Annotated in this window: 11 protein-coding genes; 7 read left to right on the forward strand and 4 right to left on the reverse strand. The window is 65.6% G+C overall.

Going from position 1 to position 11,651, the window contains the following annotated elements; genetic code table 11:
* Positions 1-83: 83 nt before the first annotated feature.
* A complete protein-coding gene (lipB, locus tag JOE66_RS02765) occupies positions 84-728 on the forward strand; it encodes a lipoyl(octanoyl) transferase LipB (protein ID WP_205106611.1) in 645 nt (214 codons plus the stop codon).
* Positions 725-1,711: a lipoyl synthase gene (gene lipA, locus JOE66_RS02770; protein WP_205106612.1), complete on the forward strand. Its 987-nt coding sequence runs from the start codon at positions 725-727 to the stop codon at positions 1,709-1,711. The genes lipB and lipA overlap by 4 nt, the downstream gene beginning before the upstream one ends.
* Before the next feature lie 474 nt (positions 1,712-2,185).
* Here the strand turns inward: lipA and sufU are convergent, their stop codons facing one another.
* Positions 2,186-2,635, reverse strand: coding sequence for a Fe-S cluster assembly sulfur transfer protein SufU (sufU, locus tag JOE66_RS02775; RefSeq protein ID WP_205106613.1), 450 nt, complete (start codon positions 2,633-2,635; stop codon positions 2,186-2,188).
* Positions 2,632-4,011 carry an aminotransferase class V-fold PLP-dependent enzyme gene (locus JOE66_RS02780; protein ID WP_205106614.1) on the reverse strand — a complete coding sequence of 460 codons (1,380 nt, stop codon included), beginning with the start codon at positions 4,009-4,011 and terminating at the stop codon, positions 2,632-2,634. The genes sufU and JOE66_RS02780 overlap by 4 nt, the downstream gene beginning before the upstream one ends.
* A 152-nt stretch (positions 4,012-4,163) precedes the next feature.
* Between JOE66_RS02780 and JOE66_RS02785 the strand changes: the two genes are divergently transcribed.
* The 5 genes from JOE66_RS02785 (at position 4,164) to JOE66_RS02805 (ending at position 9,725) form a co-directional block, all read left to right on the forward strand.
* The gene (locus tag JOE66_RS02785) at positions 4,164-5,984 is read left to right on the forward strand and encodes an EAL domain-containing protein (RefSeq protein WP_205106615.1); all 1,821 of its coding nucleotides are present in this window, start codon (positions 4,164-4,166) and stop codon (positions 5,982-5,984) included.
* 260 nt (positions 5,985-6,244) lie between these two features.
* Positions 6,245-6,943 carry a 3-oxoacid CoA-transferase subunit A gene (locus tag JOE66_RS02790; RefSeq protein WP_205106616.1) on the forward strand — a complete coding sequence of 233 codons (699 nt, stop codon included), beginning with the start codon at positions 6,245-6,247 and terminating at the stop codon, positions 6,941-6,943.
* The gene (locus JOE66_RS02795; protein WP_205106617.1) at positions 6,933-7,598 is read left to right on the forward strand and encodes a 3-oxoacid CoA-transferase subunit B; all 666 of its coding nucleotides are present in this window, start codon (positions 6,933-6,935) and stop codon (positions 7,596-7,598) included. Before JOE66_RS02790 ends, JOE66_RS02795 begins: the two co-directional genes overlap by 11 nt.
* 112 nt (positions 7,599-7,710) lie before the next feature.
* Complete coding sequence (locus tag JOE66_RS02800) at positions 7,711-8,880, forward strand: thiolase family protein (protein ID WP_205106618.1); 1,170 nt, start codon at positions 7,711-7,713, stop codon at positions 8,878-8,880.
* 23 nt (positions 8,881-8,903) lie between these two features.
* Positions 8,904-9,725: an IclR family transcriptional regulator domain-containing protein gene (locus JOE66_RS02805; RefSeq protein ID WP_205106619.1), complete on the forward strand. Its 822-nt coding sequence runs from the start codon at positions 8,904-8,906 to the stop codon at positions 9,723-9,725.
* A 254-nt stretch (positions 9,726-9,979) separates the two neighbouring features.
* Here the strand turns inward: JOE66_RS02805 and JOE66_RS02810 are convergent, their stop codons facing one another.
* Positions 9,980-10,645, reverse strand: coding sequence for a histidine phosphatase family protein (locus JOE66_RS02810; protein ID WP_205106620.1), 666 nt, complete (start codon positions 10,643-10,645; stop codon positions 9,980-9,982).
* Between the two features lie 81 nt (positions 10,646-10,726).
* Complete coding sequence (locus JOE66_RS02815; protein ID WP_205111520.1) at positions 10,727-11,521, reverse strand: ferritin family protein; 795 nt, start codon at positions 11,519-11,521, stop codon at positions 10,727-10,729.
* Between the last annotated feature and the right edge of the window lie 130 nt (positions 11,522-11,651).

Here is an 11,651-nt window from a genome sequence, read left to right on the forward strand (position 1 = left end):
ACTTTGAGCTTTCTATGAGAAGCCGATGAGGCCGGTGGCCGTGTAAGTTGTTGGACTCAGTCCAGCAAATGTAGAGTGGGCGCATGATCGAATTTCACGATGCGGGGGTCGGCGCACGCCTGGTGCCCTACGAAGAGGGTCTTGTGCTGCAGCGTTCCGTGCACCGGGCTGTGGTTGCCAAAGAGATGCCCGACACGGTGATTCTGCTCGAGCATCCATCGGTCTATACGGCGGGCAAGCGCACGGATGTCTCTGAGCGACCCACCGACGGCACCCCGGTCATCGACGTGGACCGCGGCGGCAAGATCACGTGGCACGGCCCGGGTCAGCTCGTGGGGTACCCGATCATCCGGCTCACTGACCCGATCGACGTGGTGCGGTACGTGCGCACGCTCGAAGAGGTGCTGATCGGCGTGCTGGCCGACGTCGGAGTCGAGGCCTTCCAGGTCGAGGGCCGCTCTGGCGTGTGGGTGAATCGCGGGTTCGGCGAGGCGAAGATCGGTGCGATCGGCATTCGCGTGGCAGAGGGCGTTACGATGCACGGGTTCGCCCTCAACTGCAGCAACAGCCTCGACGCGTACGCCGGCATCATCGCGTGCGGCATTCGCGACGCGGGGGTGACGACCATCTCTGAGGTGTTGGGCAGAAAGGTCGAGCCGCTCGACGTTCTGCCATCGGTTCAGGCGAGGCTCGAACACGCCTTCGCCGCGGCAGGAGTCGCCGCGTGAGCGCCGTGCCGGAGGGGCGCAAGATGCTGCGCCTCGAGATCCGCAACGCCGAGACGCCCATCGAGCGAAAGCCCGAGTGGATCAAGACCAAGGCCAAGTTCGGCCCCGAGTACCGGCAGCTGCAGAACCTCGTCAAGACCGAGGGCCTGCACACGGTCTGCCAGGAGGCCGGATGCCCCAACATCTTCGAGTGCTGGGAAGACCGTGAGGCCACCTTCCTGATCGGTGGCTCGCAGTGCACCCGTCGCTGCGACTTCTGCCAGATCGACACGGGCAAGCCCGCCGACTACGACCGCGACGAACCGCGCCGCGTTGCCGAGTCGGTCGTGCAGATGAACCTGCGCTACGCGACCGTGACCGGCGTCGCCCGCGACGACCTGCCCGACGAGGGGGCGTGGCTGCACGCCGAGACTGTGCGGCAGATCCACGCGATGAACCCGGGAACCGGCGTCGAGATCCTGGCGACCGACTTCTCGGGCAACCCCGATCTGCTGGGCGAGGTCTTCTCCTCGCGCCCCGAGGTCTTCGCGCACAACGTGGAGACCGTACCCCGCATCTTCAAGCGCATTCGCCCGGCGTTCCGGTACGAGCGCTCGCTCGACGTGATCACACAGGCGAGGGCCGCGTCGCTCATCACCAAGTCGAACCTCATTCTCGGCATGGGCGAGGAGCGCGCGGAGATCAGCCAGACGCTTCACGACCTGCACGACGCAGGAACCGACATCATCACGCTGAACCAGTACCTCCGGCCCTCGGCGCGGCACCTGCCGGTCGACCGTTGGGTGCACCCCGACGAGTTCATCGAGCTCAAAGAGGAGGCCGAGGAGATCGGCTTTCTCGGGGTTCTCGCCGGCCCGCTGGTGCGCTCGTCGTACCGCGCCGGCCGTCTCTGGGCCCAGTCGATGCAGCGCAAGGGTTGGGTCGTTCCCGAGCACCTGTCGCAGCTCGCCGACGCGTCGGCCGGTTTCGCGCAGGCGGTCTGACCCGCGCCGGGTGGTCTGACTCGCCCGCAGCTCTGCCGATCATCCCCTCGCAGGATGCTCGGCCGATTATCCTGCCGACCTGACGCAATACGCCCTCCTGTGTGCCGGATGCTCGACCGACCTGACGCGAAACGCCCTCCGTGGTGCCAGATGCCCGCCCGACCTGACGCGAAACGCCCTCCGTGGTGCCGGGTGGAGGCGTTTCGCGTCATGTCGCGCGAGGCGCTGCTTCGGCCCGGCCTGCGTCGCAGGACGATCCGGGTGGCTGAACGATCCGGGGGTCAGGATGATCCGGGTGGCTGGATGCGCGCCGCCCACACTGTGCCGACCTGACGCGAAACGCCGTGTGGGCTGCCGGGTGGGGGCGTGTAGCGTCATCTCGCGCGAGACAGTAGCAGGCAAGCAGGCAAGCAGGCAAGCAGGCAGGCAGAAACGGAAGCAGGGAAGCAGCCGGGCAGTCGCGGGAGCTAGGAGCTAGGGGCGGTGGAGGGCGTCGATCGCGCTTTCGGCCGCAACCCAGGCCAGCATCGCGCACTTCACCCGGGCGATGTAGCGCGAAGTGCCGCCGAGTACCACCGCGTCACCGAGCAGCTCCTCGTCGGGCTCGATGGTGCCCTTCGAGCGCATCGCCACGCGAAATGCGTCGATTCGCTCGCTGAGCCCGTCGACGCTGAGCCCGGCAGCCAGGTCGGAGAGCAGCGACGCCGACGACTGCGAGATCGCACAGCCGTGCCCCTCCCACGCGAGCGTCGAGATCGCACCACTCTCGTCGAGGTGCAGCTGCAGCGTGATCTCATCGCCGCAGGTCGGGTTCAGCTGGTGTGACTCGGCCGCAGCTCCCGCGCTGAGCCCGAACCCGTGCCGCTCGCGCGCGTGATCCATGATCACCTGCTGGTAGAGCCCCTGCAGCTCGCCCGAGCTCATGCGTGCGCCCCGAAGAACGCGATCGCGTCGACGGTGGCGGCGAGAAACTCGTCCACCTCGCCGGCGGTCGTGTAGAGGTACGTGCTCGCACGCGTGCTCGAGACGACGCCGAACCGCCGGTGCAGCGGCTGCGCGCAGTGGTGGCCGACGCGCACGGCGATGCCCCGGTCATCCAGAAACTGGCCGAGGTCGTGCGAGTGGATGCCCGGCACATCGAAGCTCGCCAGCCCGACCCGCTCGTGGCCGACTCCCGGCCCGAGCACCTTCACGCCCGGAATCGCTCTGAGCCCTGAAACCAGTCGCTGCCCGAGTTCGGCCTCGTGCGCCGCGATGCGGTCGACACCCACTGCGGTGAGGTAGTCGACGGCGGCCGCAAGTGCGATAGCCTGCGACACCTTCTGCGTGCCGGCTTCGAAGCGCTGCGGCGCGGGGAGGAATTCTGCCTTCTCCATGGTGACGGTCGTGATCATCGACCCGCCCGTGAGAAATGGCGGCATCGCGTTCAGAAGCTCGCGCCTGCCGTAGAGCACGCCGATGCCGGTCGGGGCGAGCATCTTGTGGCCCGAGAACACGGCGAAGTCGACGTCGAGCGCGGCCACATCGAGCGTGAGGTGCGGAGCCGACTGGCAGGCATCGAGCAGCACAAGGGCTCCGACGGCCCGGGCGAGCGCCACGAGTTCGGCGACGGGGTTGATCACGCCGAGCACGTTCGACACGTGGGTGAACGCCAGCACACGGGTTCGCGGCCCGATCACCTGGGCGGTGACCTCCAGACGCAGCGTGCCATCGTCGTCGATCGGAATGTACTTCAGTGTCGCGCCGGTGCGCGCGGCAAGCTCCTGCCACGGGATCAGGTTCGCGTGGTGCTCCATCTCGGTGACGACGATCTCGTCGCCTGGGCCGATCCTCAGCGCCTCAGCCGCTGGCCCGCCGCGCCCGAGGCTCGCGTTCGAGAGCGCGTAGGCCACGAGGTTGATGCCCTCGGTGGCGTTCGACGTCCAGACGACTTCGTCGGGCTGCGCACCGACGAACCGGGCAACTGTCTCGCGAGCGTTCTCGAACCGCTCGGTGGCCTCAGCTGCGAGGGTGTGCGCACCGCGATGCACTGCAGCGTTCTCTGTCAGGTAATAGGCACGCTCAGCGTCGAGCACGCTCAGCGGCTTCTGTGACGTTGCACCAGAGTCGAGATAGACGAGTGGATGCCCGTTGACCTGCGACCCGAGAATGCCGAAGTCGCGGCGCAGCACGGCGATCTCTGTTTCGGTGAGGGGGGACGCGAACCCGGGGGCCGACCCAGCCGAGGACGGGGTCGGGGGCACGACGCGCGGTGCGGGTGTGGGCGCGGGTGTGGATGTGGGTGAAGTGGTTGTGGTCATGGACCTAAGCCTGCTTTCCTTGCCCTTAATCCTAAGCATCCCTGCACCCTGGCCCACCGTTCGCGCGAAAGTGCTCCGAACGGTACATTTGCCTTGGAGGCCTCGCAGAGCTTCGCGATTGTCGGAGCAGGGCGAGAAGTGGGGGCTGGGTGATGAGCAGAACAGACAGCTTGCAGAATGACTTCCGCTCGCGCGTTGTTCAGATTCTCGCCGTCGAAACCTCCATTCGCTACGCCTTCTTTGCGCTGTTCGTCGACATCCAGCCGTCGTGGTTGCGACTGGTGCTCGGTTTTCTGTCGGTTGCGGCCATCATCGTTGCGATTCTGATTCGCAACCGCGAACTGACCTCGCACGTACCCGGCAGAATCCTGATCGTTGCCGCCATGATCGTGCTGGCGTTCGTCGGTTTTGTGATCACGTCGCCCGAGCTCGCGGTGATCGCCGCGTTCTCTCTGCTCGGGCTTGCCATGTCGGCCATTGCGCTCGACACGTTCCGGCCAGGAATGGCCATCGGGCTCGTCGGTCACGCACTGGCATTGCTCGTGCTCGGGTTTCGCAGCAGCACGATCATCGCCGCCTATCTCATCTATATCGGACTCGCCATCACGGCGACCTTCCTGATCGTGCGCCTCAGGGCCTTTCTCGAACTCGAGCGAGATGCCGCCCTGCAGCTTGCGCACACCGACCCACTGACGGGCCTGCTCAACAGGCGGGGCATGGAGATCCAGGTACCCCTGCTCGATGCCGTGGCCCAGCGTGATGAGCAATTGCTCGGCTGCCTCGTGCTCGACCTCGACCACTTCAAGAAGGTCAACGACGCATTCGGCCACCGCACGGGCGACAGCGTTCTGTCGCGCACCGCTGAGACCATCCAGAGCACCATCAGGGCGGCCGACATCGCGGTTCGTACCGGCGGTGAAGAGTTCGCCGTGTTCTCGGTGGTGCGATCATCCACCGACCTCGCTCTGCTGGCCGAGCGCCTTCGGAGCAATCTCGCCTCGACTGAGCTCAAGCCCCATGTCACAGCGAGCATCGGGGGAGCGATCGGCCGAGGCGGCTCTGCCGAAGAGATCTCATCGCTGTTCGAACTCGCCGACACCGTTCTGTTCACGGCCAAGAAGGCCGGCCGCAACACCGTTCGCATGTTCGACGGCTCACTCGGCAGGCCGCTGCCAGCGAGTGCGCTCACCGCGGACTACTCACGGTCGAAGGCGTCGGATGTCTCTGCCGCCATCAGGGATCGCACCGTGTTCGTGGTGTACCAGCCGATCGTCGATCTCGAAGCCGAACGTATCATCGGGTTCGAAGCACTGGCCCGCTTGACCACGCCAGACGGCTCCAACATCATTCCGCCGATCGTGATCAGCGAGGCGCGCAAACAGGGCCTTCTCGACCGACTCACCATCGACATCGTCACGGACGCGTACCTCGCGATGGAGGAGTTCCTCGACATCGAACCGGGCGCGCCGACGCTGCACATCAACATCGAGGCCACACAGATCACGTCTCCCGAGCTGCTGGAGCACCTTGAGACGATGCGGATGTCGCACCCCAGGGTGCAGCTGCGTCTGGAGTTCACCGAGGCGTCGATCAGCGACCTGAACACCGATGCGATCGAGCAGATGAGGAGCCTCGCGCAGTCGGGGATATCGTTTGCGCTCGACGACTACGGGCAGGATCACGCCAGTGCCGCTGCCCTGCTGCGCATGCCGCTTCACACGGTGAAGATCGACAAGGTGTTTCTCGCCGATGAGACCAATCCGCGCCACAAGATCATTTTGAGTTCGGTGGCCCACCTCGTGAGCGACCTGCAGATGCACACCGTCGTAGAAGGTGTCGAGACGCAATCGGGTCACCAGACGCTGGTCGACCTCGGCATCACCCACGCCCAGGGTTATCTCTACGGTCGGCCACTGACTGCCGAAGACACGAAGGCGCGGCTCACCGACTCCGGCCTGACGATGTGGACCTGATCAGACGCTGCACCCAGGCCGCCGGTTGAATAGCACGAAGTACGGATCGAAACTTGCGTCGGGGGGTGGGTTTCGATGTACGCGGCTGCACCCCGATTCTCAACCAGCGCTCTGCGAGCGTGAGTCGACCCTCAACGACAGTCGAGTTACCTCTGGAATTTTGACGCGCCGACAGGTAGTATCGATATACGAACAGAAGTTCGACAGGCGAACATCGGCTAGCGTGACCCGACAGCAGCCTCACCCAGCGGAGAGTGACGATGATTTCAAAGACGAGTGAGAGTGCTGCGGCCGCCCTGGCCGACATTCCAGACGGCGCCACGATCATGATCGGCGGTTTCGGCCTCGCCGGGCAACCCGTCGAATTGATCGAAGCCCTGCTGGATCAGGGCTCCACCGGCCTCACGGTGGTGAGCAACAACGCAGGCAACGGGGACAGCGGCCTCGCGGCCCTGCTGAAGGCCGGGCGGGTGAACAAGATCCTCTGCTCGTTCCCGCGGCAGACCGATTCCTACGTGTTCGACGCCCTCTATCGTGCCGGCGAGATCGAGCTCGAACTCGTTCCGCAGGGCAACCTCGCGGAGCGCATCCGTGCGGCCGGAGCGGGAATCGGCGCCTTCTTCAGCCCGACCGGGTACGGCACTCAGCTCGCTGAGGGCAAGGAAACGCGTGTCATCGACGGGCGAGGGTACGTGCTCGAGCATCCGATCACCGCCGATTTCGCGCTCATCAGTGCGTACCGGGCCGATCGGCTGGGAAACCTGACGTACCGCAAGACCTCGCGCAATTTCGGGCCGATCATGGCAAGCGCGGCGACGACCACGGTGGCCCAGGTCGACCGTATCGTTCCGCTCGGCGAGATCGACCCCGAGAACGTCGTCACTCCGGGCATCTACGTGGACCGCGTGGTCGAGACCGGTGACCGATTCGAGAAAGAGGAGTGGGCCGATGTCAGGTAACTCATGGACACGACGACAGATCGCAGAGCGATTGGCTGCCGACGTACCCGACGGTGCGTACATGAACCTCGGAATCGGGCTCCCGACGCTGGTCTCGAACTACCTGCCGAGCGATCGAGAGATCATCCTGCACACCGAGAACGGCATGCTGGGCATGGGCCCGGAGGCCGAGCAGGGCCACATCGACCCTGACCTCATCAACGCCGGCAAGCTCCCGGTGACCGAGCTGCCGGGGGCGTCGTACTTCCACCACGGCGACTCGTTCGGGATGATGCGCGGCGGTCACCTCGACCTCTGCGTTCTCGGGGCATTTCAGGTCTCGGAAACGGGTGATCTCTCCAACTGGAGCACGGGAGCCCCCGATGCCATCCCGGCCGTTGGGGGAGCGATGGACCTCGCGATCGGCGCCAAGAAGGTCTACGTCATGATGGAGCTCGCCAGCAAAGACGGCCGCTCCAAACTCGTCGAGACCTGTACCTACCCGCTCACGGGTCTCGCCTGCGTCGACCGCCTGTACACCGATCGTGCCATCTTCGAACTCGGCCCCGACGGCGCTGCGGTGATCGAACTGGTCGGCGAGACGACCGTCGACGAATTGCGGGAACTCACCGGGCTCGCGCTGCGCGACGCGACCTCAGCCGCGGCGACCCAATAGGGCCAGGCGAACACCGCGGGCCAGGCCAACACCGCGGCCGGGCGAACACCGCAGGCCACGCGAACACCGCAAACCAGACACACACTCCAGCACAACAGAAAGGTGCCCTCGAATGACCGAGAGCTTCATCTACGACGGTATCCGTACTCCCGTCGGCCGGTTCGGCAAATCCCTCGCCGGTGTGCGCCCCGACGACCTCGCAGCCCACGTCGTGTCAGAGCTCGTGAAGCGCCACCCCACGCTTGACACAGCGACGATCGACGACGTCTTTCTCGGCGACGCGAATGCCGCGGGCGAAGACAACCGCAATGTGGCGCGTATGGCCAGCCTTCTGGCAGGTCTTCCGACCTCTGTGCCCGGTGTGACTGTCAACCGTCTCTGCGGCTCGGGCCTCGAAGCGGCCATCCAGGCCAGTCGAGCGGTGGAGGCGGGTGACGCCGACCTCATTCTCGCGGGCGGGGTCGAATCGATGAGCCGCGCACCCTGGGTGCTGCTGAAGCCCGAGCGTGCGTACCCGGCAGGTTCCGAGACGTTGCACTCGACCACGCTGGGCTGGCGGATGGTGAACCCGGCGATGCCCTCCGAGTGGACGATTCCCCTGGGTGAGACGGCGGAGATCCTCGCCGACCGCTATTCCATCTCGCGCGAGGAGCAGGACGACTTCGCCGTTCGCAGTCACCAGCGTGCCGACGCTGCGTGGAACGCTGGCATCTACGACGACGAGGTCGTGCTCGTGCCCGGAACCACGCTCGCGCGTGACGAAGGTATTCGTGCCGACTCGAGCAGGGCATCCCTTGCGACGTTGAAGCCGGCATTCCGCCGCGACGGTTCGGTCACGGCCGGCAACTCGTCACCGCTGAACGACGGAGCGGCTGCGATGTTCATCGGTCGCGAAGGTGCGCTCGACGCGCAGCCGCTGGCCCGCATCGTTTCGCGCGCCGTCGCAGGAAACGACCCGAACATCTTCGGCATCGCTCCCGTTGAGGCGGCGAACAAGGCGCTGGCGAGGGCCGGAAAGACCTGGGCCGATGTCGACGTGGTCGAACTCAACGAAGCCTTCGCGGCGCAGTCGCTGGCCTGCCTGAAGCTGTGGCCGGAACTCGACCCCGAGAAGGTCAACGTCGACGGCGGAGCGATTGCCATCGGGCATCCGCTCGGTGCATCGGGCGCACGCATTCTGTTACACCTCGCCCGTTCACTCGAGCGTCGGGGTGGGGGAGTCGGCGTCGCGGCGATCTGCATCGGAGTCGGGCAGGGTCTTGCCGTCGTGCTCGAGCGCTGAGGCGTGTGGTTCCAGCCGATAGCATGACTGGCGTGCAGGCCGAGCAGCAAGATCCCAGTCCAGTGAGCGAACTGCCCGAGCCGAGTGACCAGTACGTGCAGTCGCTGGTTCGCGGTCTGACCGTCATTCGCGCCTTCGATGCCGATCACCCGGCCATGACGCTCAGCGAGATCGCCGCGCAGACCTCGCTGACCAGGGCGACCGCCCGGCGTTTTCTGCTGACGCTCGTCGAGGTCGGGTACATGCAGACCGATGGGCGACTCTTCACGCTCACACCGAGGGTGCTCGAGCTCGGGTTCAGCTACCTCTCGGCCCTCACCCTGCCGCAGGTCGCCCAGCCCTACCTCGAGCAGCTCTCCCGCGAGACGGGCGAATCCAGCTCGGCTTCGGTGCTCGATGGCGGCGACATCGTCTACGTGGCGAGGGTCGCCGTGCGGCGCATCATGAGCGTCACGATCAGCGTCGGCACCCGCTTCGAGGCGTACACCACGTCGATGGGGCGCGTGCTGCTCGCAGGCCTCGCACCGGATGATCTGCTCGCCCACCTCGACCTCGTGACGTTCTCGCAGAAGACCCCGCGTTCCATCGATACCCGGCCCGCTCTGCTCGCCGAACTCGACCGGGTACGCGAGCAGGGCTTCGCGCTTGTGGACCAGGAGCTCGAGATCGGGCTGCGGTCGATGGCGGTGCCCGTGTTCGACGCCTCCGCGCGCGTGGTGGCGGCGATCAACGTGTCAGTCTCGGCCGGCACGCGCACGCCGGAGGAGATGAGGGCGACGCTGCTCGCGCCCCTGCGTCACGCGGCTACCGAGATCAGCGCGAGCCTGGCCGCGGCCCGTCGCTAGGAGTTTCGATACACGCGGCCGCGCCCCGCTACTTGAACCGCCGGTTGAGTAGGTGAGCGCGGCGGGCGCCCTGAACGGGCGCTCGCTTTGAGCGCGGCACGCCGCTACGCCGGTTGAGTAGCACGTAGTGCGTATCGAAACCCCCACGCGCAACGGGTTTCGATACACGCGGCTGTGCCCCGTTACTCAACCAGCGGTGCGCGTGCCGCGCTTTGAGCGAGCGCCCGTTCAGGGCGCCCGCTGCGCTCACTTACTCAACCAGCGGGGCGAACGCCAGCGGTCGGGTCGGGAGCCGAGGCATCTTCGAGGCTCGCGCCGCCGATGGGCTCGTCGGCCCAGTAGGTAGTCACCCAGCCCTCGACCGCCGAGCCCTCAAGGACGACGACTGCCGTGTTCTCGAGCAGGTGCGTCCTGCTGAACTCGGCGTCGATGTTCTGCGACGCGTACGACGCCCAGGTGCGGATGGCGGCACCGTGGCTGACCACCGCGATGGTTCCCTTGGGGTGTGCAGTGGCGACCTGCTCGATAGCCGCCGTGTAGCGGGCATAGAACTCGTTGCCGTCTTCGCCGCCCGGGATGCGCGCGTCGAAATCGCCCCACCAGGAGAAGATCGTGCCCATGTAGGTGCGGATCGCCTCCTCGTCGGAGCGCTGCTCGAGGTCTCCGGCGTCGATCTCGTGGATTCCATCGAGCACCACCGGCACCAGGCCCCGCGCGAGAGCGAGTGGCGCTGCTGTCTCGTGGGTGCGCTGCATCGTCGAGACGTAGATCGCGTCGATCGGGATCGACCCGAGTGAATCGGGGATGGCAGCGGCTTGCCGCTTGCCGAGTGGAGTGAGCCCCGGCCCCGGAATCGCCGTGCCGAGCGCGCCGTTCACGTTGTCGATGGTCTGGCCGTGTCTGATCAGGAGTAATCGCATCAGAACCAGCCTAGAACGTCTCGGTGAACCGCATTGCCGGGCACGGCCCGGAGAACCAGCCGACCCGCAGTGCTGGCACTACTACGCGGTGATTCCGTTGGCGTCGAGCGAGTCGGCGACAATCGTCAGGCCCTGCAGGCCCGGCATCTTCGCGATGTGGGCGTCGATGGCGTTGACCGCCTTTCGACCTTCGGGGCCACCGAAGATGTGCCCCATCACGTGCTTGACTTCGGTCTTGTCCATGATGGTCGAGCCGACCGGTCCCCAGAACTTGCCGAGCGCGAACCGCGCGAACTTCTGGGCGACGACGCTCTTACCGAGGCGCTCCCGAGCCTGCGTTGCATAGAAGGCCACGTGCCGCGCCTCCTGCATTGCGATGCGCTTCAGGAGCTCGGCGAGCACCGGGTTGCCTTCGATTTCGGCAAGGCGCTTGTAGGCGGCGACGGCCGACCACTCGTTTGCCGCACCCCAGATCATGTGCACGCCGATGAAGTCCTTGCCCACGAGGTTCGAGAGCACGGACTGTTTCACGGGGTCGATCCGGTCTTTCCAGCCCAGTTTCAATCGCTTCGACTTGAGTTCATCGAACTCGAGCACGATGTCGTGCATACGCAGCACATCGGCGAGCGCCTCGCCATGCCAGAACTCCTCGCGGTTCCACATGGTCATGAAGCCGGTCACGTCGGAATCGCGGTGTGAGGGTGTGACGAGCATGTCACGCATGTAGCAGACGGTGTGATATTCCACATCGGCCATATATCGAATTACGCGCAGGGTGTCAGGAGGCAGGGGATTCGTTCGGAAGTCCTCGAAGTCGAGATCTTCCCAGGCGACGTTCTTCGAGGTCTTGGTGTAGTTGTCGATATCGAAGGCCATGAGCGTGTGAGAGGGGCTTGCTGTGAAGCGAAGCTCCTCGTCCTCCTCTTGAATAGAACCGGCTTGTGCGTTCATCCGGGTTGGTCTGGCTGGGTTGATCTATGCCTATTGTGCGATAGCTTGCTGAATT

This window comes from Subtercola frigoramans, from assembly GCF_016907385.1.
Lineage (GTDB): Bacteria > Actinomycetota > Actinomycetes > Actinomycetales > Microbacteriaceae > Subtercola > Subtercola frigoramans.